Source organism: Pontibacter liquoris (genome assembly GCF_022758235.1).
GTDB lineage: Bacteria > Bacteroidota > Bacteroidia > Cytophagales > Hymenobacteraceae > Pontibacter > Pontibacter liquoris.
In genome coordinates, this window is sequence record NZ_JALEBG010000003.1 from 1 (window position 1) to 25,368 (window position 25,368).

Annotated in this window: 21 protein-coding genes and 1 tRNA gene; 6 read left to right on the forward strand and 16 right to left on the reverse strand. The window is 51.7% G+C overall.

All coding sequences use genetic code 11. The annotated features are described in order from the left end of the window. Positions 1-577 precede the first annotated feature (577 nt). From LWL52_RS17095 to LWL52_RS17110, 4 genes are read right to left on the reverse strand one after another with little or no spacing between them, the layout of a single operon-like run. Positions 578-1,864 (reverse strand): adenylosuccinate synthase, encoded by a 1,287-nt coding sequence (locus tag LWL52_RS17095; protein ID WP_242922247.1) that lies wholly within the window; start codon positions 1,862-1,864, stop codon positions 578-580. Positions 1,865-1,871: 7 nt separating this feature from the next. Next, on the reverse strand, positions 1,872-2,222 hold the full coding sequence (locus LWL52_RS17100; RefSeq protein ID WP_242922249.1) for an STAS domain-containing protein: 351 nt from the start codon (positions 2,220-2,222) through the stop codon (positions 1,872-1,874). Then, a complete protein-coding gene (locus tag LWL52_RS17105) occupies positions 2,194-2,694 on the reverse strand; it encodes a Fur family transcriptional regulator (RefSeq protein WP_242922251.1) in 501 nt (166 codons plus the stop codon). The genes LWL52_RS17100 and LWL52_RS17105 overlap by 29 nt, the downstream gene beginning before the upstream one ends. A gap of 32 nt (positions 2,695-2,726) precedes the next feature. After that, a complete protein-coding gene (locus tag LWL52_RS17110; protein WP_242922253.1) occupies positions 2,727-4,937 on the reverse strand; it encodes a RelA/SpoT family protein in 2,211 nt (736 codons plus the stop codon). Between the two features lie 264 nt (positions 4,938-5,201). Here LWL52_RS17110 and LWL52_RS17115 point away from each other — a divergent pair. The 4 genes from LWL52_RS17115 to clpX all read left to right on the forward strand — a co-directional run bounded on the left by LWL52_RS17115 (position 5,202) and on the right by clpX (position 9,036). After that, positions 5,202-5,283 (forward strand) — tRNA-Leu (locus LWL52_RS17115). Between the two features lie 73 nt (positions 5,284-5,356). Beyond that, positions 5,357-6,679 (forward strand): trigger factor, encoded by a 1,323-nt coding sequence (gene tig, locus LWL52_RS17120; protein WP_242922261.1) that lies wholly within the window; start codon positions 5,357-5,359, stop codon positions 6,677-6,679. Between the two features lie 88 nt (positions 6,680-6,767). Then, positions 6,768-7,463, forward strand: a complete 696-nt coding sequence (locus tag LWL52_RS17125) for a ClpP family protease (RefSeq protein ID WP_242922263.1) — start codon at positions 6,768-6,770, stop codon at positions 7,461-7,463. Between the two features lie 349 nt (positions 7,464-7,812). Further along, positions 7,813-9,036, forward strand: a complete 1,224-nt coding sequence (gene clpX, locus LWL52_RS17130; RefSeq protein WP_242922272.1) for an ATP-dependent Clp protease ATP-binding subunit ClpX — start codon at positions 7,813-7,815, stop codon at positions 9,034-9,036. A 385-nt stretch (positions 9,037-9,421) separates the two neighbouring features. On the opposite strand, the gene lpxB is transcribed toward clpX, so the two are convergent. The 4 genes from lpxB to LWL52_RS17150 are packed head-to-tail and all read right to left on the reverse strand — an operon-like array spanning position 9,422 to position 12,936. Beyond that, positions 9,422-10,537, reverse strand: coding sequence for a lipid-A-disaccharide synthase (gene lpxB / locus LWL52_RS17135; protein WP_242922281.1), 1,116 nt, complete (start codon positions 10,535-10,537; stop codon positions 9,422-9,424). A 60-nt stretch (positions 10,538-10,597) separates the two neighbouring features. Next, on the reverse strand, positions 10,598-11,020 hold the full coding sequence (locus LWL52_RS17140) for a 6-pyruvoyl trahydropterin synthase family protein (RefSeq protein WP_242922284.1): 423 nt from the start codon (positions 11,018-11,020) through the stop codon (positions 10,598-10,600). Then, a complete protein-coding gene (locus LWL52_RS17145) occupies positions 11,021-12,031 on the reverse strand; it encodes a FecCD family ABC transporter permease (protein WP_242922286.1) in 1,011 nt (336 codons plus the stop codon). Beyond that, the gene (locus LWL52_RS17150) at positions 12,028-12,936 is read right to left on the reverse strand and encodes an ABC transporter substrate-binding protein (protein WP_242922288.1); all 909 of its coding nucleotides are present in this window, start codon (positions 12,934-12,936) and stop codon (positions 12,028-12,030) included. The genes LWL52_RS17145 and LWL52_RS17150 overlap by 4 nt, the downstream gene beginning before the upstream one ends. Positions 12,937-13,030: 94 nt before the next feature. On the opposite strand from LWL52_RS17150, the gene rfaD reads away from it, so the two are divergent. Continuing rightward, positions 13,031-13,996, forward strand: a complete 966-nt coding sequence (gene rfaD / locus LWL52_RS17155) for an ADP-glyceromanno-heptose 6-epimerase (RefSeq protein WP_242922297.1) — start codon at positions 13,031-13,033, stop codon at positions 13,994-13,996. 602 nt (positions 13,997-14,598) lie between these two features. Further along, on the forward strand, positions 14,599-14,961 hold the full coding sequence (locus tag LWL52_RS17160) for a PepSY-like domain-containing protein (protein WP_242922299.1): 363 nt from the start codon (positions 14,599-14,601) through the stop codon (positions 14,959-14,961). Between the two features lie 91 nt (positions 14,962-15,052). On the opposite strand, the gene LWL52_RS17165 is transcribed toward LWL52_RS17160, so the two are convergent. The 8 genes from LWL52_RS17165 to LWL52_RS17200 all read right to left on the reverse strand — a co-directional run bounded on the left by LWL52_RS17165 (position 15,053) and on the right by LWL52_RS17200 (position 25,367). Then, positions 15,053-18,544, reverse strand: a complete 3,492-nt coding sequence (locus tag LWL52_RS17165; RefSeq protein WP_242922301.1) for a DUF8818 domain-containing protein — start codon at positions 18,542-18,544, stop codon at positions 15,053-15,055. Further along, positions 18,541-22,245: a sensor histidine kinase gene (locus LWL52_RS17170; protein ID WP_242922303.1), complete on the reverse strand. Its 3,705-nt coding sequence runs from the start codon at positions 22,243-22,245 to the stop codon at positions 18,541-18,543. The genes LWL52_RS17165 and LWL52_RS17170 overlap by 4 nt, the downstream gene beginning before the upstream one ends. Before the next feature lie 52 nt (positions 22,246-22,297). Continuing rightward, positions 22,298-22,699, reverse strand: coding sequence for a DUF983 domain-containing protein (locus LWL52_RS17175; RefSeq protein ID WP_242922305.1), 402 nt, complete (start codon positions 22,697-22,699; stop codon positions 22,298-22,300). Next, a complete protein-coding gene (locus LWL52_RS17180) occupies positions 22,696-22,953 on the reverse strand; it encodes a hypothetical protein (RefSeq protein ID WP_242922308.1) in 258 nt (85 codons plus the stop codon). The genes LWL52_RS17175 and LWL52_RS17180 overlap by 4 nt, the downstream gene beginning before the upstream one ends. Positions 22,954-22,985: 32 nt before the next feature. Then, the gene (locus tag LWL52_RS17185) at positions 22,986-23,540 is read right to left on the reverse strand and encodes a DUF420 domain-containing protein (protein WP_242922310.1); all 555 of its coding nucleotides are present in this window, start codon (positions 23,538-23,540) and stop codon (positions 22,986-22,988) included. Then, a complete protein-coding gene (locus LWL52_RS17190; protein WP_242922312.1) occupies positions 23,518-24,138 on the reverse strand; it encodes an SCO family protein in 621 nt (206 codons plus the stop codon). Before LWL52_RS17190 ends, LWL52_RS17185 begins: the two co-directional genes overlap by 23 nt. Before the next feature lie 52 nt (positions 24,139-24,190). Next, complete coding sequence (locus LWL52_RS17195; protein ID WP_242922314.1) at positions 24,191-24,538, reverse strand: cytochrome C oxidase subunit IV family protein; 348 nt, start codon at positions 24,536-24,538, stop codon at positions 24,191-24,193. Positions 24,539-24,620: 82 nt separating this feature from the next. Next, complete coding sequence (locus LWL52_RS17200; RefSeq protein ID WP_242922316.1) at positions 24,621-25,367, reverse strand: cytochrome c oxidase subunit 3; 747 nt, start codon at positions 25,365-25,367, stop codon at positions 24,621-24,623. Between the last annotated feature and the right edge of the window lies 1 nt (position 25,368).

The window sequence follows — 25,368 nt, forward strand, 5'->3', positions numbered from 1 at the left end:
CCCCTTTCCTGCTGAACGGGATGCAAAAGTACGAACCTTTTTCCCCTTTCCAAGCAGTAGGTAAAGAAAAATCATGAACATCGCCTAAGTGCCTGGAAATGAAAGGGAATAATTTACAGGGTATCTCGGAGCTAACTTTAAGAAGACCATGAGGGGGAATGTAACCTGGCTAACTGGCCTGTTTAGAAGCAGCCATAGGCCCACGCGGACATACTTTATGTCATTTCGACCATCGAGAGAAAGCTGAGTGTATATACTTCCCCTTTCGTTTAGATTGCTTACGTTATTCAAAAGGGCATAACGGGCCTAATGCCCATACATGCGAATCACACTATAATAGATCGCCTCTAGTTAACGCCACTCCGGCACATTAAATCTTTATACTAGGCTTGGCACAAGCGGACGCTTGCGCCAGGTTGGGCTCGGGCAGCCAAGTTGGCCAGATATTTTGGAATAAACTGTCAGAACACCCCTCTTTATACTTTGTGTCCCTTTCCTATACTATGCGTCTTGTGTAAACAGAAGAGCCCCGTTTAGGAACGGGGCTCTTCTCTTATACTTTATACAATAGGTATAGCTAGCTTACTTTCATGCTTTCGCGCATCAAAGTGCTTTTACGATCCGGGCCTACCGAAACAATGGTAACAGGCACCTGCAGATGTTTTTCAAGGAACTGGATGTAATCAACAAAAGCCTGTGGCAGATCCTCCAGCGTTTCCACCTGATTCAGGTCTACTTTCCAGCCGGGCAGTTCTTCGTATACCGGCTCGGCAATCTCGTTTTCCATCGAATGCGGCACGCGATCTGTCAGCTCGCCATTAGCCAGCTTATACTTGGTGCATACTTTTATAGTATCGAACTCTGTCAGCACATCCGCTTTCATCATATTCAGCTGGGTCACCCCATTCAGCATAATGGAATACTTCAGGCTAGGCAGGTCTATCCAGCCGCAGCGGCGCGGCCGCCCGGTAGTGGAACCAAACTCACGCCCGGCTACCCGGATCTTCTCTCCTTCTTCGTCCAGCAGCTCTGTCGGGAACGGACCGCTGCCCACGCGGGTACAATAAGCTTTAAAGATGCCGTATACCTGGCCAATATGCTGTGGCGCTACGCCAAGGCCTGTGCAGGCTCCCGCTACCAGCGTAGTAGAAGAGGTTACAAACGGATAAGTACCGAAATCCACATCCAGCAACGAGCCTTGCGCGCCTTCTGCAAGTATGCGCTTGCCGCTGTTGAGGGCATCGTTGATCATATACTCGCTATCCACCAGTTTGAGCGAACGCAGGTAGTCTACGGCCTCAAAGAAGGTTTTCTCCTCGTCGCCGAGCTCCAACTTCTGGCCGTAATACTCCACGGTTTTGCGGTGCCGCTCTACCAGCTTATCGTAATTTGCCCGGAAGTCGCTTTCCAGGATATCGCCTACCCGCAGCCCAACCCGGCCGATCTTGTCCTGGTAAGTCGGGCCAATGCCTTTTAAAGTAGAACCAATTTTGCCAGTGCCCAGGGCTTCTTCCGACACGCGGTCCAGCACTTTGTGCGAAGGAAGTATAAGCGCTGCCTTTTTAGAGATAAAAAGGTTCTTAGCCGCATCTACGCCTCTTGCCTGCAGCTTTTCCATTTCGGTGCGGAACACGATCGGGTCCAATACCACGCCGTTGCCAATGATGTTCTGGATATGCGGGTGGAAGATGCCCGATGGAATCTGGTGCAGCACGTGCTTGGTGCCTTCAAATTCTAATGTATGCCCTGCATTGGGGCCTCCCTGAAAACGGGCTACAATATCATAGGTGGGTGCCAGTACGTCGACGATCTTTCCTTTTCCTTCGTCGCCCCACTGCAGCCCGATTAATATGTCAACTGCCATTATGTAATTAGTATATTGATTCTTTTAAGAATTGCGCCGCAAAGCTATCATTTTCTGCAATAGTGAAAATAGCATTCAGCTTTGTAACGATCAGAAGTTTGCGGATATGATCAGATGGCTTGATGAGCACCAGCTCGCCGCCCCTGTTCCGGAACTTGGTCAGCAACGAAACCAGTACGCCCATGCCGCTGCTGTCCATAAAGCGCACATGCGACAGATCGACAGCGCAAAGCATCACTTTTCCATCCTGCAGGCCATCTGCCGCTTCCATCATAGACTGAGTATCGGTGCCTGCAATCAGATCGCCTTGCAGCCTGATGAACAAAATGTCATCCTTGAGTTCTGACTGATACTTCATGTTGCTGTTCCTGTGTCGCTTTTTTAGCGCGGCAATCGCCGCAGATCCCATACAAGTTCAGGGAGTGATGCAAGATATGAAAATTTAGCAGCTCGCCCACCATCGTTTGTATATTATGGATGCGCGGATCGCAGAACTCCACCACCTTGTGGCACTCGGTGCAGATCACATGGTCGTGCTGCCGGTAGCCGTACGATTTCTCGTACTGGGCCAGGTTACGGCCAAACTGGTGCTTGCTCACCAGGTCGTTTTCCACCAGCAGGTCCAGGGTGTTGTATACGGTGGCGCGGCTCACCTGATAGTTTTTATTCTTCATGCTGATGTAGAGCGATTCCACATCAAAATGACCGTCGCGGGAATAGATCTCCTCCAGGATGGCGTAGCGCTCCGGGGTTTTGCGCAGGCCCTTGCTTTCCAGGTAAGCGGTAAATATCTTCTTTACTTCCTCAAATTTATGTTCGTTCAATGCCATATCCCTTTTCTTAATAGTATAAATGAGCGCTCTTATTCAAAACGCTCAACAGTAAGTATACCGTTCACTCTGCTCATGCGCTGAATCAACTTATCGAGGTGGTTGGTATCGTTTACGAATACCATGATGTTGCCTTCAAAAATGCCGTCGTTCGAGTCGATGGTGATCGAGCGCATATTCACCTTTAAACTCGTCGAGATCACCTTTGTCAGGTCGTTTACCAGCCCCACCCTATCGGTGCCCTTGATGCGGATACCCGCCAGGAACGCCAGTTCCTTCTGGTCCGTCCACTTGGCCCGGATAATCCGGTTGCCGTAATTCGACATCAGCTCGATGCCCCGTTTACAGTTGGTGCGGTGGATCTCGATGTCTTCGTCCCCGGTTTCAAAGCCAAACACGTCATCGCCGGGTATCGGATTGCAGCAACTGGCCACCTTATAGTTCATGTTAGAGGAGTTCTCCCCTATCACGAGCATATCGGGGTTCACGCCGCGGATTTTCTGCACCTCCTTGTCAAAGGATTTGGGTTCGAGCCTGGAGTTGGCCTTATCCGCGGCAGCTGTAAAAATAACCTCTTTTATATTCTTAATGTCGATATGGCCGGTCGCGATCCGGAAGTATAGGTCCTGCAGCGTGGGCACATTAAAGAAAGCCATCAGCTTGTTCAGGTTCACCTGTGTATCGGGCATGCCTAGCTGCGCCAGGCGGCGCTCCAGCATAGCTGCGCCTTGTTCGGCTCTGTCTTTGCGCTCCTCGCGCAGGGCATCCTTTATACCGGTGCGGGCTTTGGAGGTCACTACATACTGCAGCCACTCTTCGTTAGGCTTCTGCTTGTGCGAGGTGAGGATCTCGACCTGGTCGCCGTTTTTAAGGCGGTAACTGAGCGGCACCAGCTTCTGGTTTACTTTGGCGCCCAGGCACTGCAGGCCAATGTGCGTGTGTATCTCGAAGGCAAAATCCAGGGCCGTGGCTTTATCCGGAAGTATGATCAGCTCGCCTTTGGGCGTAAACACGAACACTTCTTCCACAAACAGGTTCTTGCGGAACTCGTCCATAAACTCCAGGGCGTTGCCGGTGTTGTTTTCCAGCATGTCGCGCACTTTGTTTATCCACTGCTCCAGGCCATACTCGCTGCCGCCAATACCTTCTGTTTTATACTTCCAGTGGGCAGCATAGCCCCGCTCGGCAATTTCGTCCATGCGCTTGGTGCGGATCTGCACCTCCACCCACTGGCCCGACTTACTCATCACCGTAGTATGCAGCGATTCGTAGCCGTTGGCTTTAGGCGTATTCACCCAGTCGCGCAGGCGGTCGGGGTTTGGCTGGTAAAAGTCCGTAATAATAGAGTATACCTGCCAGCAGGCGGCTTTCTCATTTTCGACGGGCACATCAAGTATGATGCGGATGGCAAACAGGTCGTAGACCTCATCAAAGGTGATATTCTGCTTGCGTATCTTTTTTAAGATGGAGTAAATGGATTTAGGCCGCCCTTTAATGGCAAACTTAAAGCCATACTTGTCCAGCTCTTCCTCTATGGGTGCGGTAAAGTCTTTGATAAACTTGTTACGGGCGCTGCGCGTCTGCCGGATCTTGTTGGAGATATCTTTGTATGTGTCGGTATCGGTATACTTTAAGTAGAGATCTTCCAGCTCCGATTTGATGGCATACAAGCCCAGGCGGTGTGCCAGCGGCGCGTAGAGGTACATGGTTTCCGAAGCAATTTTAAGCTGCTTGTGGCGGGCCATACTATCCAGGGTGCGCATGTTGTGCAGGCGGTCGGCCAGCTTAATCAAAATCACGCGCACGTCTTCGCTCAGGGTGAGCAGCATTTTCCGGAAGTTCTCGGCCTGCTGCGAGGTGCCGTAGTCAAACACGCCGGAGATCTTGGTCAGCCCTTCGATGATAAGTGCCACGCTGGGGCCAAACTCCCGTTCAATGTCGGCAATCTCCATTTCGGTATCCTCCACCACATCGTGCAGCAGGGCCGCCACAATGGAAGTGGTACCCAGTCCGATCTCCTCCACAGCGATCTGGGCCACGGCCAGCGGGTGCAGAATATATGGCTCCCCGGATTTGCGGCGCATATCTTTATGCGCCTCCAGCGAGGTATTGAAGGCTTTCTTTATAATTTTCGCGTCATTGTCCTTCAGAAAAGGTTTGGCGTACCGAAGCAAACGGCGGTAATGCCTTAAGATCTCTTTGCGTTCTGCTTCCGGATCGATCATAACTGTAATCATGAGCATGTGCCGCTGCCAGGGTTAGCTGCCAGCGGCTTTATAAGTATAAATAAGGCTGCGTGCGTATAAGTTTCAAATATAAGGTATTATATGCTGCAATCCATACCCACCCGGTAAGCCCCTGAAACTCAGGCGCACGCCCCAACCAGGCCGCTGCTACGGGCCCCGCGCCTACTTAAAGGTATAATTTTTTTGCCTTTTTTTAGGTTGGCTATTGTAATATTAAATCAGGTGCTTAAATTTGCACCATCATTACAAACCAGCACACATGCGGATGTGGCGAAATTGGTAGACGCACTAGACTTAGGATCTAGCGCTGCGAGGCATGGGGGTTCGAGTCCCTCCATCCGCACACAACAGAGACCCTCAACAGCCATGTTGGGGGTTTGTTTTTACCAGATGTTCCAAATTAAAAGTTTTAAGCCTTGAATATTACATTAAACCAAACCGACAGCACCAACGCTCAACTGAAGGTGGTACTCGAAGAGGCCGATTACGCGCCGAAGGTAGACCAACAGGTAAAAGAATATAGCAAGAAAGCTCAGATCAAAGGCTTCAGACCAGGTAAAGTGCCGGCCGCTCTGGTTAAAAAGATGTATGGCAAGAGCATCCTGGTAGAGCAAATCAACAAGCTGCTGCAGGAAGAAATCTCCAAGTATATCAAAGACAATGATGTGAAACTACTGGGCGAGCCCCTGCCGGAGCCAAGCCAGGACAACATTGACTGGGACAACCAGAAAAACTTCGAGTTTACTTACCAGGTAGGCCTGCTGCCGGACTTTAACCTTCCGCTGGATAAAAGCGTAGAGGGGTATTCAGTAGCGCTGGACCAGAAAACCATCGACGAGGCATACGAGAACCTCAAGCGCCAGTTCGGCAAAACCACGAACCCGGAGACATCTGAAGCCAACGATTTCATCTATGGCGAGCTGAAGCAGGTAGACGGTGAGTTTGCCTCTAAAACGCTGATCCCGACTGCCCGCGTGGTAGAAGGCCAGGAGAAATTCCTGGGCGTGAAAGCCGGTGATGTGATCCGTTTCGATATCCGTAAGACCTTTGGCGACGACAACGCGGCCCTGGCCCACGTAACCGGCCTGAGCAAAGAAGTGACGGCTGACCTGAACGGAGAGTTTGAATTTACAGTAGACAAGATCAACCGTACGGAGGCCGCCGAGCTGAACCAGGAGCTGTTTGACAAGCTATTTGGCAAAGACGAGGTGAAGACCGAGGAAGAGTTCGACGCCAAAGTGCGCGAAACGATCGAAGAGAACTATAAAACAGAGGCCGACAACCTGCTGAACCGCCGCATCATCGACACGCTGGTGGATAACGTGGACGTGGCACTGCCAACCGAGTTCTTTAAGCGTTGGTTGCTGGTGACAAACGAAGGAAAACTGACTGCCGAGCAGATCGACGAGAACTTCGACCAGTATACCAAAGAGCTAAAGTGGTCGATGATCAAGAACAAGGTAGTAGCAGACAACGACCTGAAAGTAAGCAACGACGAAGTAGTAGCGGCTACCAAGCAGAAAATGCTGGCCCAGTTCAACATGCCCGAGATTCCGGAAGAACTGGCTGAAAGCATGAACAACTATGCCAACCAGTACCTGCAGCAGGACAATGGCCGTAATTACATACAGGAATACGAGCAATTGCTGGCCGAGAAGGTGCTTGCTAAACTTAAAGAGCAGATGACGGTTGTAGAAAAGACCATCACATCTGAGGACTTCAGAAATATGTCGTTCTAAGCAGAACGCTTATAAAACAATAGTATAAAAAAGTCCTTTTTACGAAGGACTTTTTTATTTTTGAGTAAACCGTAAATCTAAACAAGACATGTTTAACAAAGACGAGTTCCGAAAATTTGCCGTAAAGGGCCAGGGCATGAGCGGCCTGGGCGTAGACCAATATATCCACCACATCGAGAGCAGAGCCATGCACACGGTGGAAAGCATGACGCGCTCGGTAATTGAGGAACGCCCGACCAACTTCCGTGAGATCGACGTGTTTTCGCGCCTGATCATGGACCGTATCATTTTCCTGGGCACGCAGGTAGATGATTTTATTGCCAACATCATCACCGCGCAGCTGCTTTTCCTCGAGTCGGCTGATGCCAAAAAGGACATCCTGCTGTATATCAACAGCCCCGGTGGCTCGGTATATGCCGGCCTGGGTATTTATGACACCATGCAATATGTGAGCCCGGATGTGGCTACCATCTGTACCGGCCTGGCTGCCTCGATGGGCGCCGTGTTGCTGGCCGGTGGTGCCGCCAACAAGCGCTCTGCCCTTGCTCACGCCCGCGTTATGATTCACCAGCCAATGGGCGGTGCACAAGGCCAGGCCTCTGATATCGAGATCACGGCCCGCGAGATCCTGAAGCTAAAGAAAGAGCTGTATGAGATTTTGGCGCAGCACTCCGGTAAAACCTACCAGGAAGTATACGACAACTCAGACCGCGACTACTGGATGAAAGCCGATGAGGCCAAAGAGTACGGCCTGATAGACGAGGTACTGACCCGCAAAGTATAACAAGTATAGCCGACAGGCCCCCGAAACCCGTATTGGTAGTAGCCGGTACGGGTTTTATTTTGCCTTTTTGCACCACTTTATTCCATTAGCAGCCCCAGCTGGCAGGAAAGTGAGCCAGGCACCAGGAATTTATCAACAGCCTGTTGTGGAAACAGCTGCCTTGTAAATACCTGATGATAAGGAATTTGTACAAGAATATAAAAATCCTTATTTTGAAATTCTTAGCCTGCTTTCAGGGCTTTTATCCACTTTGCACAAAAAAAATTGTATTTATAAAACTATTCAATTTTGTACCTTTGTTTAATGCGATGGCTTTAGTAGCCAAACCAATCCGTTTCAAATAGAATATATGGCTGAAATTACCTGCTCATTTTGCGGCAAAAACAAGAAAGACGTCTCCGTGATGATCTCCGGCATCAACGCGCACATCTGTGACCGTTGTATCGGGCAGGCGCAGCAGATTCTGAACGAAGAAAATAAAATTCGCGCCAACAGCCGCACTCCTAAGTTTAATTTAATGAAACCCAAGGAGATGAAGCAGTACCTGGACCAGTTTGTGGTAGGCCAGGATGAGGCAAAGAAAGTGATGTCGGTGGCCGTTTACAACCACTACAAGCGCCTGATGCAGCGCACAAACGAGGATGATGTAGTGATCGAGAAATCCAACATCATTATGGTAGGCGAAACAGGTACCGGTAAAACCTACCTGGCCCGCATGATGGCCGGCATTCTGCAGGTACCTTTCTGCATTGCCGATGCCACGGTGTTAACGGAGGCAGGTTATGTGGGCGAAGACGTGGAAAGTATACTGACCCGTTTGCTGCAGGCAGCCGATTACAACGTAGAATCCGCCGAGCGCGGTATTGTATACATTGATGAAATTGACAAAATAGCGCGCAAGAGCGACAACCCTTCTATTACCCGCGATGTGAGCGGCGAAGGCGTGCAGCAGGCCCTGCTCAAACTGCTGGAAGGCACCGTGGTAAATGTGCCTCCGCAAGGTGGCCGCAAGCACCCCGAGCAAAAAATGATCACCGTCAACACCGAGAACATCCTCTTTATCTGTGGCGGCGCGTTTGTGGGCATTGACCGTGTGATCAAGAATCGCCTGAATACCCGCCCGATCGGCTTCTCGAAGTCTAAAATGGACGAGGCAGAGGAGAAAGAGAACTTCCTGAGCTACATTACGGCCCAGGACCTGAAAAACTTCGGCCTCATACCAGAACTGATCGGCCGCCTGCCGGTGCTCACGCACCTGGAGCCGCTCGACAAAGAAACCCTGCGCCAGATTTTGCTCGTGCCGAAGAACTCGATCGTGAAGCAGTATAAGCGCCTCTTCGAAATGGAGAACATCAACCTGAGCTTTGCCGACGATGCCCTGGATTATATTGTGGAGAAAGCTGCTGAGTATAAGTTAGGTGCTCGCGGCCTGCGCTCGATCTGCGAAGGTATTATGACAGATGCCATGTTTGAGCTGCCCTCTGAAGAAGGCACCCATGAACTGGTGATCACCGGCGACTATGCCCGCGAGAAATTTGACAAGTCTACCCTGAAGCAACTGCGTGTAGCGTAAAGTATAAAGTAAGACAAGTATAAACAGAAAGCCCCGGCTACTTAATAGCCGGGGCTTTCTGTTTATACTTGTCTTGTCTTGTAGGGACAGGTCGCAACCTGTCCGCGATGGCAGGCCTATGAACCACCAGTTTGAACAGCTATAAGACACCTTCCATACTACAAGTTTGAGCGCAGTGGTAATTGGTGGGTAAGTATGGTAGCCAGTTTTCAACTGGCGAAAGTATAGCTGCAGGCAACGTCCGTTACAAAGGGGCTTCAAGTATAACCACACGTTACGCTGGCGCTAAACTTGCGGTATAATGGTTCGCTGGAAATCAAAATCCTGCGAATCACAGCATCCTGCAAATCCGGATTCAGACAAAAGGACAGATCGCGACCTGTCCTTACGAAGATTGCAGGTACCTGACCATCAACTCGGCCGCTCTTTCGGCGGTGCGGTACTCCCCTATCTTCTGGCGCACCAGCGCATAGCCTTGTTGCTGCTTCTGCATAAAGTGCTTGTCGAACAAGATCTCCTTCAGCTCATGGATGATCTGCTTCGGCGTAAAATCATCCTGGATCAGTTCGGCTACCACCTGCTTATTAGCAATCAGGTTCACCAGCGAAATGTAGGGTACCTTGATCACACGTTTGGCAATGGCATACGAAATAGCACTGGTCTTGTAGCACACCACCTGCGGCACCCCGAACAAAGCTGTCTCGAGCGTAGCCGTACCCGAGGTTACCAGCGCGGCCCTGGCATTCGCCAGCAGGTCGTAGGTCTGGTCGTAAATAATCTTGATGTTTGGGTCTTTGTTATACTGCTCGTAATATTCGCGGGAGAAATTGGAAACGCCCGCTACCACAAACTGAAAATCGCGGAACGAAGGCAGTACGCGCAGCATCACATGCAGCATGGCTTCTATTTCCTGCTTGCGGCTTCCCGGAAGTATAGCGATAATCGGTTTATTGTTGAACAGCTTGTTGCGGGTTCTGAAGTCGGCGCTGGCCACGTGGTCTGAAACGGAGTCATTCACGGGGTTACCCACATAATCTACTTTATAGTCGTAGCGGGCGTAAAATTCTTCCTCAAAGGGCATGATCACAAACATGCGGTCCACATGCTTTTTGATCTTATGGGCGCGCCCCTGGTTCCAGGCCCAGATCTTGGGCGAAATGTAATAGAATACTTTCAGGCCGCGGGCTTTGGCAAACTTGGCAATACGCATGTTAAAACCGGCATAATCTACCAGGATCACCACATCGGGCTGCCAGCGCACGATATCTGCTTTACACTCTTTCAGAAAACCCAGGATCTTGCGCAGGTTATTCACCACTTCGGCAAAGCCCATAAAGGCCATTTCCTGGTAATGGTGCACCAGCTCCATGCCGGCGTCCTGCATCATATCGCCGCCCCACCCACGTATTTCCGCTGCCGGGTCCTGTACCCGAAGCTGCTTTATCAGGTTGGAAGCATGCAGGTCGCCCGATCGCTCCCCGGCTATAATATAGTATTTCATGAAGGTAGTATACTTTGAGCTGCCTGTGCGGGCAAAAAGGTATTCCGGTAAAGAGGCATACTATTCGCCGAAGTACTCTACATAATTCCGGGGCGTTTCGTACAGCTTCAGGCTGTGCAGGGTAGCGTTGTTGCCGGATATTTCGGTAATGCGCGGCGCCAGGATCTGCCAGAATTCCACGATCAGGTTCTCGGTGCTGGCCAGTTTGTCTTCCATAAAGGAAACATCCAGGTTCAGGTTCTTATGGTCTACCTTGTCAATTATATGGGTGCGGATAAGGGTGCTCAGCTTTTTGAGATCGATCACAAACCCTGTCTCCGGATCCGGCTTGCCTTTCACCGTCACAATAAGATCATAGTTGTGCCCGTGCCAGTTGGTGTTGGCACATGGCCCGAAAACCTCCTTATTCTTTGCCAGCGACCAGTTCGGGTTGTGCAGCTTGTGTGCTGCGTTAAAGTGCTCTAACCTGCTTACGTAAATCATCTAACCTCTAAAATTGTAATTCTTTCTGAACAGCAAATATACAAAGAAAGGAACACCAAAGAACGAAGTAATGATTCCAATTGGCAGCCCGGCCGGCGGATAAATAACGCGGGAAAGCAGATCGCAGAGCAGCATGAACAAGCCGCCCGCAAACGCGCAGAACAGCAGGTTCCAGCGGCCGGTAGTGCCCAGCAGCGCCCGCGTGACGTGCGGCACAATGAGCCCCACAAACCCTACCGGCCCCGAAGTAGCCACGGCAAACCCTGTGACCACCGACACCACGCCCATGATGACCCAGCGCGTACGCGCCACTTGAATGCCGAGTGCCTGCGCCCGTTCCGAGCCCAGTAGCAGGATGTTGAGCTGCTTTTGGTAAAACACAAAGAACACCAGCGCCAGCAACAGAGCTACGGCCGGGTAGACAACCAGCGGCCAGCTGGCGCGCTCAAAACTACCCATCGACCAAAAAATGACCGCTTTCAACTTTCCTTCCGAATCTGAAAGGAAGGTGAGCATGCCAAGTATAGCGGTGCAGAGCGAACTAATGGCAATGCCGGCCAGCAGCAGCTGGCTGGGGATGAGCTGCCGCTTGCGGTAACCAAGTATAACCACCACCAGCGTAACCAGGAAAGCACCGGCAAAAGCAAACACCGAGGGCATATAAAAGCCGGCAATCGTTACGGGCACAAACCCAAAGAACACGATCACCGCCCCCAGCGAAGCCCCCGAAGCCGTGCCCAGCAGGTACGGATCGGCCAGCCCGTTGTTTACCATGGCCTGCATCAGGTAACCGCAAAAGGCCAGCGAGGCACCTACAACCAGCGCAAGTATAAGCCGTGGCAGGCGCAAATGAAGGATGGCAAAGTGGGTGGTGTTACCGGGGTTGTAATGGAAGAACGTATCGAAGATGGTCCTGGCATCGGTGGCGAAAGAACCCACCTGCAGACCCAGCAACATCACCACCAGAATCAGCAGCAGGGCAAGTATAAAGTATAAGCTCCGCCGCCTCATGGGTATAAAAAATGCTCCAATTCCAGGATCGATTCTACCACGCGCGGGCTGGGGCGCTCCATCAGGTTGCCTGTGGGTTTATACATCCGCTTATGCTGGTAGGCCTTGATGCGGCGCAGCTCCGGGTACAGGCTGAAGAACTTCTCTTCAAAGATTTCCGGCGTATCGCCCAGCAGCACATCGGGGTTCAGCTTCAGGATATACTCCCGCGTCAGGGCCGGGTAAGGCTGGTCAAAGGTTTCCTGCACCGCATTCTCGGCCCCTAGAATATGCAACTTATCGGTCAGCAGGGTATTGCGGCCATACACATAGATCGGGTCGCGCCAGGTAATGGTCAGCACCCGTTGCGGTGTTTTTTCCTGCCGGTGGCGCTTTTTGATAACAGCAACCTGCTGCCGCAGCGAGTCGGTCAGGTGGCGCGCCTGCTGCTCGCGGCCCATGATGCGGCCAATGTCCTCCAGGCCCGAGAAAATATCATCCACCGTGTTATACTTCTGGTAATACACCGGCACGCCAAGCTCCTGCAGCCGGGCAGCCACCTCCAGGGGCGTAATGCCTTCGATGGTAAAAATGAGGTCGGGCCTGAGCCGAAGCACCTGCTCGTAATCAACGGGATAGTTGTTTACCAGCGGTTTGTGCAGCACGGCGGCCGGATAATCGTCCTGGGGCGTGCGGCCTACAATGGTAGCGGTATCGGCTACGGCATAGAGCATCTCGGTCATAGACGCAGCCAGCGCCAGCACCCGCCGCGGCGGCTTAGCCAGCTGCAGCTCCCGGCCCAAATCGTCGTGCAGCACCAGTGCCTGCTGCCGGGTGGTTTTATCGCCGCTGCACGCCCCGGCCAGCAGCAGCAGTGCGAGCAGCAGGGCCGGCAGGCTAACGTATAAACGCGTTTTCTTTTTCAAAGTATCCCTTTGGCAGCGGGACCTGTGGCAGAACCGCTTCATTTATTTTCGTAAATTTAAGGCAATTTACGTTACAGGCTATAAAACTTAAAGTATGATTGTAGTAACCGGTGCCGCAGGGTTTATTGCCAGCTGCCTTGTCAGCAAGCTAAACGAGGCCAATTTTAATGATATCGTGGTGGTGGATAATTTCTCTGTCGCCAAAAAAGAAAACAACCTGGCAGGTAAAAAGATAAAGGAGTTTGTAGACCGCGACACGTTCTTTGAGTGGCTGGACGAAAACTACGAAGGCGTAGAGTTTATTTTCCACCTGGGGGCCCGCACCGACACTACCGAGATGAACAAGGATGTGTTTGACCTGCTGAACCTGAACTACTCCAAGAAAGTATGGAATGCCTGCTGCGAGTACCAGATCCCGCTGGTATACGCCTCGTCGGCCGCCACGTATGGCTCCGGCACGCTGGGCTATGATGATGACGAAACGCTGGTGCCGCTGCTGAAGCCCCTTAACCCTTATGGCGAGTCGAAAAATGACTTTGATATCTGGGCGCTGGAACAAACAGCCAAGCCTTTTTTCTGGGCCGGCCTGAAGTTCTTTAACGTGTATGGTCCCAACGAATACCATAAAGGGCGCATGGCCTCGGTTATTTTTCATGCCTTTAATCAGATCAACGAGAAAGGCCGCCTCACGCTGTTCCGCTCCCACAACCCCGACTTTGCCGATGGCGAGCAGATGCGCGATTTTATTTATGTAAAGGACGTGGTGGAAGTATGCCTTTTCCTGATGCGCCACCGCCGCGACTCGGGCATCTACAACCTGGGCTCCGGGCAGGCCCGCACGTTTCTGGCGCTTGCCTTTAATACCTTCGAAGCCATGGGCGTAACCCCGGATATTGATTTTATCGATACGCCGGAAAGCATCCGCGACACCTACCAGTATTTTACCGAAGCTAACATGGCCAAGCTGCGCGCCATTGGCTACGATAAACCGTTTTATACTTTGGAGGAGGGCGTAAAAGATTACGTGCAGCACTACCTGCTGCCGGGCAAGCTACAGTAAGACACACATGTAAAAAGGCCGGTAACGCTACACCTCTAAATGTGTGACGCTACCGGCCTTATTATTTCCTCTTAAGCGTATGTAGCTACATTAATTTTGCACTGTAAAAAGGACAGACACTTTGTTTTTTATACATCAAAAGCAGCGGCGCTTTGCAGCAACGTACACTCTTAATGTATTAAACCTTGGCTTTCAATGGCTTTCAAAACAATCTCACACCGGATCAGGCGCCAGATTTTATACCTGGCTGAACGCTCCGGACAAAAATAATTGCACTATTTTTTAACTTTCTACAACCTTCCCTTATCTGGTGCCGTAAAAAAGAACGGCTAAAAGTTGAGAAGTTTTCTAATAAACTTTTCTCAGGCAAAGGCTCCTGCACTCCAGGAGCCTTTGTTGTTTTATAGCCTTTCTGCATTGCAGCCACGATTGAGGCATAGTTTCTACAGCATGGGGACAATAACCACAGCCCTGCCACTTATTCCCCAAAGCTTGCCAGACAGGCTTTTTGTTTAGCTACATGACTCACAACAGGTTAGCCCATTCCCTTTTTTCTGGCACAGTTCTGTTATAAGAAGGAGCATAACCAATTTACTACAACGATGAAAAAAGTAACTTTCTTAGCAGCAGCAATCGCCCTATTGGGCCTGACTTCCCTGGACGCCAGCGCACAAACTACTGCTCCACAAAATGCCGCGCAGCAAGCGCAGACACAAACAGAGCAGGCAGGACAGCAGGGCCAGGAAGTAAAGAAGGAGAAAGTGACCCAGGACCAGTTGCCGGCGGCCGTGCAAACAGCCCTCAAAAACGACACCTACAAGGACTGGACCGTTAGTGAGATCAACAAAGTAGCACCGGCAGCAGGCAAGACCAAAGCAGTATACGAAATTACCCTAACCAATGCCGAAGGACAGAAAGGCATTGTGAAAATGACCGAAGACGGCGGCGACGCGTCTAAAGAGTAACACCCTCACCAAACAAACTCAACTTTTAGCCAAGGTAAAATTGCCTCCGTCATGCGGGGGCTTTTTTATTGCCCGGCTACAACGGATGAAGTTAAAAAAGCACCGAAACCTGCGTACGCCCCATGTGCACCGCTCCGATGCCGTTTGCTTTGCGGCCGTCGTAATTAAAAGAGAGGTTCAGCCCGTTGCTCAGGCGTTGCTGCAGGTTCCAGGACCAGGTCAGGTTGTTGCCTGGGCGCAGGGCATTCAGTATCTCATAACCCACATAGGAGTTCAGGTTTCCCTCAAAAGCGATGTTGATGTAGCGGATGTTGCCCGACATCGTGCGTTTGCTGACCTGACTTAGCTTCATCTCCAGCCCCAGCTCATGAAACCGCCCTGCCTGCCTTTCATCGGATGCGGCCTGCAGGTTCTGCCGGATAGCGTACTGGTAGGTGCCGGTAAAACGCAGCTTTGTATTCGGCTGATAGGCCAGTTCCGGGGTGAGCTGCCGGGTTTCTATTTCAAAGTTTTTCGAGTCGAGGAAGTTAGAGCGGTTTTCCCGCACGTTCCGCTCTGCCGTCATTTGGGTACTCAGCACTTCGTTCAGGTTGAGGCGGCCTGTTAACGTATGGCTGCCCACATGCCGCGTTTCGGTGCCGTTGGCCAGCAACGATTTCTGCTGGTTTTGCTGCATCGAATACTCCAGCCCATAGTTGGGGTTGCTGCGGTTAAAGTATAAGGTGTTGCGCAAGGATTTAACCAGTGAGAGCAGGAACTGGTCTTCAAAATCTTCGCTGAAAGGATTGAAGCGGTTGGCCAGGTCATCGTCGGTTGTTTTTTTGTCGATGCTGACGAAGGTGAGCACCGAGAACTTGGCAGCCAGTCTTTTTATACCTCGCCCACTGTTCCAGCTGCGGGGCGCGCTGGTGTTCAGGCGATACATGAAATGGTTGGAATAAGCGTTCACATACTCATCGGTAGGAAGAAAGATCTTGATATAGCGCCGCTGGTCCAAGGTTTGGGCCTCCAGGTAATCGTTCAGATTATTGGGATCGCCTCCTTCGCGCAGGTAATGGGTGCCCTGGCCAGGCAGTGTTTCCCGGAAGATGAAGATCTTCTTCAGTTCCCGCCCGGTGCCCACGGCATAACTGAGCTCCGACCGGAAAGCGCCATCCAGAAAAGCAGTGGTCCAGTCTACCCGCGACTGGATGGTTTCCTCGGCTTTGCCGTTTGCCAGTTGCAGTTTGCGGTAAGTGGCCTGCAGGGCCAGCCGGTTGCCGGGGTTGAACTCGGTTTCCATCAGGGCATTGTACGTCTGGCCCACTTCCGGCAGCCCGATCCGGCCATCGGGGGTAGGCTGCCAGTCGGTGCGGTAACTGTAATCCGCCCGGAAGCGGGTGCGGGCGGTGTCGCTGCTTTCTACAAACAGCAGGTGCTCTTCAAAATACTGTGCCGAGCCCGTCACGGAATCAGAGTCAAGCGCGGTGAGCTGGTTTTTATCGAAGCGGTACGTATAGCCGGGCGTCAGTTTGCCCAGCGCATACCTGGCCCCTACCTCGCCGCGGTACCACACCGAGCGTTGCGCGGCCTGCGTGCTGTGGAGCATAAAAAAGTGGTTCTGTAACGCCAATCGCCCAAACTGTTGCAGCACATCCAGGTAATGCTGCACGCCATCTACCTGCGCCGTCCGGTTGCGCCGGCTGATGCGGTAGTTAAAAAGATTCGCCGCATCTTTGGCAGCTCCCACCGAGAAATTGAGGATATGATCCTCAGCCCTGGTAGCCACCGTTGGCAGGCTCCAGTCCCGGTCAAATTCAATGGGGCGGTACCGGTCAATAGGTGCGAAATTCTCATCCGTATACTCGTAGTTGAGCGTGCTGTTGAGGCGGTAGGTTTTCAGAAAGGTGATTTGCTTATCCTGTACTGTATAGCCCACCCGCACCGCCTTGCCGTTATCATCCTGCGCATCCAGGTTGGAAAACCGGTTCAGATCATTTTGCGAAGTAGCGCCTTCCAGGAAAACGGCTACGCCTTTCTGCAATTCGTAGCTGGCGCCCGCATTTACCAGTTGCTTCTTTTTAGGCGTGGGCAGCACCCGCACCGGCGCATAGTTGCCTTGAGGCACGCCATTTACCGGCGCCACCCACTGGTACATGCGTCCGTTCACTGCATTAGTTGATGCCACATAATCGCCTTGCCCCTGCCCCACTTCCGAAAAGCGCACGTTGTAAAAAGCAACATCCGGGTTAGTCGAGTATACATAAATGGCGGCAAGGCTCTGCCCCATATTGTACGTAGTGTCCTGCCGCGCGTACAGCACCTGGCCGGCATCGAAGGGCACGCGCTCAGCACCAGGGGTTACCGCCAGCTGCAGGCTGTCGCCTATACTTGCCAGCAGGCGTTTTTCCGGATCATTCAGATCCAGGTTCAGCAGGTTGTTGGGGTTATCGGATTCGTTGTAGTAGTTGGCAAACACGTTCAGTTTGCCCAGTTGCTGGTAGTGGCTCAGGTGGTAAATGCCTCGGCTATAGTTCTGGTCCGAGTATTCAAAATCCACTTTGATGCGGCTGTTGCGGGTAATCAGATGGCGGGTGGTAAAGGTGATCTCGGCCTGGTTATAGTCGATCACATAGTCGTAGTCGTAACCGCGCTGCAGTAGCACGCCATCCAGGAAAACGCGCTCCGAATTGGCCAGTACAATAATAAAACGCTCGTTGTTGGGGCCTGTCAGCCGGTAAGGTCCCAATACGCCCTCCTGCATCTGCAGGGTTTGGGAGGCAAATTTGCCCTTCGAAACCGAAGCCGCTACCGTGGTAACGCCTTGCCGCGCCGGCGATTTGCCGTTGGTAAATGAAAAAGCGCCGCCCTGCACATTTTTATAGAACTGCAGGAAGTACGAAGGCCGGCTGCGCAGCACCACATCGCCGGCCGTGAGTTGCCAGCGCCGGTGCTGGAGCGTGATGTATACTTTGTCGAACTCCTGCAACTGCTGCGTATTGCCTTCGGGCTGAAACGGGATGTTCTGATCCGTAATGGCCGCCGTGATACTAATGTCATCGGTCAGTTTGCCATCCAGCTGCAGGTTGAGGGCCGAATTCACGAACACGTTCTGGGTGTTGCCAAAGGAAATGCCCCGGCTGATGCTTCCTGTTTTGTTCAGGCCCGGCGTCCGGAAGATCTCTTCTTTGGTAGCCAGGTCTTCCTGGTAAAAGTTCTGCTGAAATGAGCTCATCTCCAGTTTGGCGACATCCCGCTTAAACGCCGGCCGGGTAAGGTTTAGCGGCAGCACCCGATAGCAGACCAGCACCGAATCGGGCAAGGGCCGCCGGGTACCCAAGGTATCGGTCACCACCAAGTCGGGTGCCGGAAAGCGGGTGAGCCGGAATTCATTGCTCGTATAATTATAGTCGAAGGCAAAGGCTTCTTTTTGGGGATGCGTGAAGGTAACCGTTTCGGGTAGCAACGTCAGTGAATCCAGCACCTGTGGTTCCGAGGTGACGGGCAGCCACCGGCAGCGCTGGTTATTAACAGGCTGCTGCGCCAGCAGCGGTATACTTTGCCAGAGCAGCAGCAGGAGCAGGTAAAAACTGCGCCTGCTCATCCCCGGGCCAGTGGTAAAGAAATGTAGAAGGTCGTCCCTTTGCCGCTTTCGGTCTCAAACCAGATGCGGCCACCAGCGTTCTCAATTCCTTTTTTAGCAACCGCCAGCCCGATACCGGAACCGGTATACTTGGTGCTGAAATTCGGGATGAAGACCTTGTCCCGGATGTCGTCCGGAATACCGCTGCCATTATCCTGGATGGAGATAAGCACCGAGTGATCGGCTCCGGACTGCAAGGCCACTTTCAGGTGCGGCTTGCGGCTGGCCGGCACCGCCTGGATGGCGTTCAGCAGCAGGTTATTAAAGGTCCGTACCAGCAGGCTTTCATCGGCCATCACCATCACAGCCTCTACAGGAATGGCCGTAGTGAGCACGGCTGTGGCAGGGTCGTTGTGCAGGTCCACGGCTTTTTGCAGCGCAGCCGCCACATCCATCCGCTCCGTTTTAGGCTCCGGCATGGACGTAAAGCTGGAGAAAGAGGTAGCAATATCGCTCAGGATATTGATCTGGGTGATAAGCGTGTGGGAAATTTTACTGATCAGTTCTTCAGTGTTCGGTTTCTTTTCGGCAATGGCTTTTTGCAGGTACTGCAGCGAGAGCTTCATCGGCGTGAGCGGGTTCTTGATCTCGTGAGCTACCTGGCGGGCCATCTCGCGCCAGGCCGCCTCCTTTTCCTGCATTGCCAGGTCCACTTTGTTTTGCTCCAGGGTAAGCAGCATACGGTTATACTCGTTTACCAGCATCCCGATCTCATCCGCCCCTTTATAAGCCAGCATCTCGTTTTTGCCCGTCAGCGAGGTGCGTTTCAGTTTATCGGCCAGCATACGCAGCGGCACCGTCAACGCGCGCGAGGCAAAGAAAGTGAGCACCATAAACACGATAAACATCACCGAGAAAATATTCATGGTAGTGGTAACGAGCTCGATAAGTTTAAGGTCCAATTGTTTTTCAGAGTCGAAGAACGGAATGCCGATAAAGCCCTGCAGCTCGCCCGGGTTCCTGTTGGAATGCAGCGGCAGGTAGACCGCGTTAAACGAGAGGTTCCCCGCCTGCTCTTCGAGCAACACCCGTAGGGCCTGCCGTTCTGAAATAGCCGCAAAGGCTTCGGGGTTTACAAGCTTGGACAACAGGCCCGCTTCAAATATCAGCGGCTGGCTGGTTACCAGCAGTCTGCCGTTCCGGTCGTAGAGGTTCACGTCGGCCTCAGCAATAGAGGCGACCTCCTCCACTTTTTGTATCAATCCTTTTCGCTGTACCAGCAAGTGACTGTCCAGCAGCCTACCCAGGTTTTCCTGGATGGCCTCGCCCCGCTGCTCATACGCATTCATCAGATCTTTTTTGTAGGAGGCGGTTACCAGACTGGCGGTGGTTATACTTACCAGCAAGAGCGGTAGCAAAATGCCGAAATTAAGAAAGATCTGGATCTTGGTGCTGAAGTTGGGACTGAACTCCCGGTAGCGGTGCCGCTGCGTGAGCAGGTATATAAAGCCACTCACGATAAGGCCCGCGATGAACATCAGAAACAGGAACGAAAAGTTAGACAGCACTTCGCGGCCGCCATACTTCTCGGTGGTAATAACGAGCGTTTGCCCGTTGTCACCTTTGATGCCCAGGTGGTGATAATTGCCCTGATTAGCCCCCTGCTGGTACAGCTCCGGCCGGCGCAGCAGGCGCTTGTTAAAGTTGGTGGCGTAGTCATACTCTCCTTCGCTGTAGCGCAGTTGCCGGTTACCGTAAATGGCATAGCTCAGCATATCCATCCGGAACGGCTCGTTACTCTTGCGATCTACCAAAAGCTCGGGCACCACACTGTTAGGCAGCAATTTTTTAAGGGTGAGCTGCAGCACAATGGTGCCTTTCTGCCAATTGCCCACTGGCACTTCGATCAGTTTAAAGTAGGTGCGGGCATTGTAGCGGGTGGGGTCCTTTACCAGAAACAGGTTGTGGCGTTCGGTGCGGGTTTGCGGCGTGTCATACTTGCGGCGCAACTCCTGCAGGGTGGAAGCCGTGGTATCGCGGCTTTCTAGGGTGCGGCCCCGGTAATCGAACAGCAGCACGCTTGTTTCATACTTGTCGAAATAATTGCGCAGGTACTGCTTGGTGATCTTGCGCTTGATAAAGTCTGCATCCACATAGGGACCCATCATCTTTGCCTGTATCAGGGCATCGCCGGCAATGCTGTCGGCTACATGCTCCAGCAGGTACTCGCCCAGCACATCGTTATCCTTCAGCAGTTTGTAGGCAAAGTCCTGCTTATACATCTTCAGCTCGCCCTGGTAGTGGTTATAAAGCGCATAAGCCCCCATCAAGGCACTGATGATGACCACCAGAAAGAAAAACAGGTAGGTGCGGTAAGGGGAGTTGATCGTTTGCCGGTAATGGGTGGCCAGCACGATCAGAAACCAGAACAGCGTGCCCAGCAGCATCAGGACCAGCATCTGCGGCGCCATCACTACCGCCAGCAAGGCCATCACCACGCCAGTAAGAGCTAGCAGCTGATAGGCCCACAGCTTTGTTTCCCGCTGCAGCAGCAGCGACACCATCGTGGCCAGAATGTAGGTGAACATACTGAGCGAGATGGTATGCAGCAGCATCACCCCATAGATGATGAGTTTATAGCGGGTAAATTCCAGCGACTGGCTCACGTCCAGCACCAGCGGCGAGTTATGGTACACACCGTAATAGAACCGGTACAGCAGCACAAGCAACAGGTAAAACGCTACAAAGCACCCTAGCTGCAGCAGCCGGCTTTTGGTTTGCGGAAGCAGCTTAAGGTATAACCAGGCTTTGTTTTTCTGAAATAAATAAATGCCGCTCCCGGCTATGGTGGTCAGCAGCAGCATGTTTAGCGCCAGATCCCCGATAGAGGGCGACCAGAAGGAGGCGGCATACAACCGTGGGTCGAAGAGCTCGGTTTCGGCAATGGAAAAAGGCAGGTTAAGCAGCAGCAGCGCAATCCGAAAAATGAAAAGCAGAAAGAGCAACAACGCAATGCCCGTGTTATACTGCCCGCGCTGCAAAAAACGGCGGCTTAGCACGATACTGAAAAGGATGAAAAAGAAGGAGCCCAGTGCCAGCAAGGCTAGCTGCAGGTTTTCGGAACCGGATTGGTTTCTACCAGCTTTAAAATCCACGGCAAAAAGGAACGTATGCTGGCGCGTGCGCACCTGCGGCAGCTTTGCCTGCGGGTCTAGGTCTAGGCGCAGGTCTGTTTTCCGGAATATCGCCTCATCCAGCTTCGGGGTTAGAAAGCTGTTTCGGATACTGTAATCAACCTGCAGCGGGATAAAGGTAAAGATGGTGTAGTACTGCGACTGGCGAGGCACGACGATGAAGGTGCCATACTCGTTGCTGACCACGGAAGGTTGGTTGGGTACGCTTCCAAAGTATAACTCCGGTATGATGGTGTGGTTGGACCAGAATATCAGCCGGCTGCCTTTGTAGATGAAGGTTGGATAATGCGTTTGCCGCAGCAGGGAGGAGAAAGAAACGGTATTCTGTTTCAGTTGCCGGCCAATGGCATCGGCTTCATTGGTCGCATCGTCAATGCAATGCTGCACGCGCCCGGCAATGTTTTTTACTTCGGCGGCATTTTCGGCAGCATACTGATTGAAAAGTACGTTGAAATGGAGCGCTGCTGTGGCCATAAAACACAGCAACGAGACAAACAAAAGCGCAAAGGGCGTTAACTTCCGGTTCAAAGCAGAGACGTTTATCTACGAATTTAAGCAAAAACGTAAGATAATCCGCTACTTATTCTGCACCTGCCATGCGTTTCTCATAGCCCGGATCGTAGGTGATGCCGCCAAAGAAATGCAACAGCAGGATTCGTGCATAACGAAAGAGAATGGGCGTAAGGATGAGCACCGTCGACGCCACTACCGTCAGGTATACCCACATGTCCGGATCGTTGGCCAGGTAGTAGAGCGAAATGCCAGTCAGCAACACAATGATCACCGAGAAAGCATAGCTGATATACATTGCTCCCCAGAAAAAGCCCAGCTCCACTTCGTAGTGCAGGCCGCACACGGGGCAGTTCTCGTGCATCTCATCAAACTTGCGCAGCTTTAGTGCGGAGTGGGTAAACACCTCTCCCCGCCGGCAGCGCGGGCAGCGGCACGCAAGTATGGCTCCCAATCTGGACGGTTGGCTCATGCCTGCTTTTTGCGGTTGCTCCTGTACCATAAGAACCCGATGGTTCCGATCAGTACATAGGGTACCAGCATCAGGTACAGTATACCGGTGTTCAGGCCGGTGCCCACCTGGTTGTCGCCCTCTTCGTGGCCTTTACCGGCATTAGATTCTACGGTAGCCTGGCACATGGCACACTGGCTGTAGGCATCTGTGCTGGTAAACGCAAGTACAAGGACGGTTGCCAGCGTGAAAAAGAATTTATGTAGCAGCTTCATGGTAATAGAACAGTTGTGTAAGCTTTCTGGTTTCAGGAATAATATGGCGAAATGAGCAGGTATACCAGCACGCCGGTTACTGCCACATACAGCCAGATAGGGAACGTCCAGCGGGAGATGCGGCGGTGACGGCTTAACTGCCCGGTGATACCGAAGTATACCGACAGTAGCACCAGTGGCACAATAACAATGGCCAGCACAATGTGCGTGAGTAGGATAAAATAATAGGCATACTTCAGGGCGCCCTCGCCACCGTATTCAGTTCTTTCGCCAAAGTAGTGATACACCACGTAGGCGACCAGGAAAATAGCCGACAAACTAAAAGCCGTCAGCATGGAAGCCCGGTGTACTTTGATATTCCCTTTTTTGATATTCACATACCCAACCACCAGCGCAATAGCCGTCAGGAAATTGATGGAGGCATAAAAGGGAGGCAGAAAGGAGACATCCATTTTAGCGCCGCCCGCTTTGGGCATAAAGAACAATAAGGCTACAAGCACCGGCACCACAACCGAAAGCACGGCAATAAGAGTTAGAAACCGGCGGTCACGGGTACTTGTCGGGTTATTTACTTTTGCTGTATTCATCAAGCAGTACGTTTATTTCCATGTTAAGCCGGTCAATATCGGTGACCTTTGCACCTTTATAGATGCCGCGCACATGGCCTTCCTTATCTACCAGCCATACTTTATGGCTTGCTATGTTTTGCTGTTCCCCTACTGGCAGGTGAAACCCCTGTGAAGCCAGTTGGTATACTTCAGCGCGAGGGCCAGCCAGGAAAAACCATTTTTTAGGATCGGCGCTGTATTGGGCGGCAATGTGCTGCAGCATCTGGACCGTATCAGCCGCGGCAGCCACCATGATAGAGGCAAGCTTCACCTGGGGGTTCTTCCTGAAAGCCTCCTGCACGCGCATAAGTTGCGTCGAAACAATCTTACAGCTGTCGGCACACTCCTTCTCTAAAAACTGCACGACATAAACGCCGTCTCCCTGCGTGAGTTGCTGTTGGGTTATGGTATGGCCGGATTGGTTGGTAAAATGAAAACCGGGAACGCGTTTAAAAAGGGTATCCCCTTTCGCCGTTCGCAGCACTTCACCGGCCGCATTGACCTGCGGGAAATAGCCTCTTAATGTAAAATGCTGTTCACCAAAGGTGATCACAAATACAAAAATAAAAAGAGGCACTAATATTAGGAGTCCTAGTATTAGTGCCTTCAAATTTCTCATTACAGGAAGTTTATCTGAAGTAATTCGTAACAGACTCAAAGTAATACGTGCCTTCAGAGATCAAAGCCACCATCAGCCATACTACCAGTGCCATTGGGATAAGGATCGACCAGATCAGGCCTTTGGTTTCGTGCTTCAGGTGCATGAACTCTCCAACGATATAAAACGCCTTCAGTACAGTAAGTATAATGAAGATCGCGTTTCTTACCGTACCCGAATCCATGGTAAAGGCAATTAGGAACTCGAGTGCCGTGATGGCTACCAGAATAATAAACGTTCGCCAGATTGCTTTGGTCTGTGGCTTGGGAAGCTCGCCAACGTGCTCTACATCGTGGGCGTGATCAGTATGCATTGCCATATTATTGCTGTTTCTTAGTTTAACATGCTGCTTCTGTGCTGTAAAAGAACAGAAAGCCGAATGCTTTGATTTTAGATACTAATTATATCAGGTAGAAGAAGGTAAATACAAATACCCAAACAAGGTCTACAAAGTGCCAGTAAAGACCTACTTTTTCCACCATTTCGTAGTGGCCACGCTTCTGATATACGCCATTCACTGTGTTCACAAAGATCATGATCAGCAGGATAACGCCGGAGAATACGTGGGTACCATGGAAACCAGTGATAAAGAAGAACAGGTCGGCAAATAAGGGCGGCCCATACTGGTTCATCGTCAGGTTAGCCCCATGGAAGATCGTTCCGTCAGACATTACCATACCGGCTTCTGTTCCTTCGATAAAGTGCGACCACTCAATCGCCTGGCAACCCAAAAAGGTGGCACCAAACAGGATCGTCCACAACAACCATTTCTGCACGTCGTTCTTATCCATGCGGTGGCCAGCTTCTACAGCCAGTACCATCGTTACCGAGCTTAGGATCAAGATCATGGTCATTAAGGCCACGAAAGCCAGAGGCAGATCCACACCATGGAAACCAGGGAAGGCGTTAAACACTTTCTCAGGGATAGGCCACCATTCGGTAGAAAACGTAAATGCTTCCGGCGAACCCGTATAAGGTAAATGCTTGTGACGGGATAATCCGTAAACAATCAGAAACGATCCAAACGTAAATGCATCCGAAAGCAGGAAAAACCACATCATGAGTTTTCCATAGCTCGCTTTGAATGGCTCGTTACCGCCATCCCATGTACCTGTGTTTGGTGCTTCCAGCGTAGTTGAAGTAGACATA

Bases quoted from the DNA above. Each gene is read 5' to 3' on its own strand.
- lpxB (WP_242922281.1), bottom strand. From the start codon at position 10,537: ATGAAATACTATATTATAGCCGGGGAGCGATCGGGCGACCTGCATGCT.
- LWL52_RS17125 (WP_242922263.1), top strand. From the start codon at position 6,768: ATGTTTAACAAAGACGAGTTCCGAAAATTTGCCGTAAAGGGCCAGGGC.
- LWL52_RS17100 (WP_242922249.1), bottom strand. From the start codon at position 2,222: ATGAAGTATCAGTCAGAACTCAAGGATGACATTTTGTTCATCAGGCTG.
- LWL52_RS17200 (WP_242922316.1), bottom strand. From the start codon at position 25,367: ATGTCTACTTCAACTACGCTGGAAGCACCAAACACAGGTACATGGGAT.
- LWL52_RS17145 (WP_242922286.1), bottom strand. From the start codon at position 12,031: ATGAGGCGGCGGAGCTTATACTTTATACTTGCCCTGCTGCTGATTCTG.
- LWL52_RS17160 (WP_242922299.1), top strand. From the start codon at position 14,599: ATGAAAAAAGTAACTTTCTTAGCAGCAGCAATCGCCCTATTGGGCCTG.
- LWL52_RS17105 (WP_242922251.1), bottom strand. From the start codon at position 2,694: ATGGCATTGAACGAACATAAATTTGAGGAAGTAAAGAAGATATTTACC.
- LWL52_RS17185 (WP_242922310.1), bottom strand. From the start codon at position 23,540: ATGAATACAGCAAAAGTAAATAACCCGACAAGTACCCGTGACCGCCGG.
- LWL52_RS17110 (WP_242922253.1), bottom strand. From the start codon at position 4,937: ATGCTCATGATTACAGTTATGATCGATCCGGAAGCAGAACGCAAAGAG.
- LWL52_RS17140 (WP_242922284.1), bottom strand. From the start codon at position 11,020: ATGATTTACGTAAGCAGGTTAGAGCACTTTAACGCAGCACACAAGCTG.
- LWL52_RS17195 (WP_242922314.1), bottom strand. From the start codon at position 24,538: ATGGCAATGCATACTGATCACGCCCACGATGTAGAGCACGTTGGCGAG.
- LWL52_RS17095 (WP_242922247.1), bottom strand. From the start codon at position 1,864: ATGGCAGTTGACATATTAATCGGGCTGCAGTGGGGCGACGAAGGAAAA.
- LWL52_RS17165 (WP_242922301.1), bottom strand. From the start codon at position 18,544: ATGAGCAGGCGCAGTTTTTACCTGCTCCTGCTGCTGCTCTGGCAAAGT.
- LWL52_RS17180 (WP_242922308.1), bottom strand. From the start codon at position 22,953: ATGAAGCTGCTACATAAATTCTTTTTCACGCTGGCAACCGTCCTTGTA.
- rfaD (WP_242922297.1), top strand. From the start codon at position 13,031: ATGATTGTAGTAACCGGTGCCGCAGGGTTTATTGCCAGCTGCCTTGTC.
- LWL52_RS17175 (WP_242922305.1), bottom strand. From the start codon at position 22,699: ATGAGCCAACCGTCCAGATTGGGAGCCATACTTGCGTGCCGCTGCCCG.
- clpX (WP_242922272.1), top strand. From the start codon at position 7,813: ATGGCTGAAATTACCTGCTCATTTTGCGGCAAAAACAAGAAAGACGTC.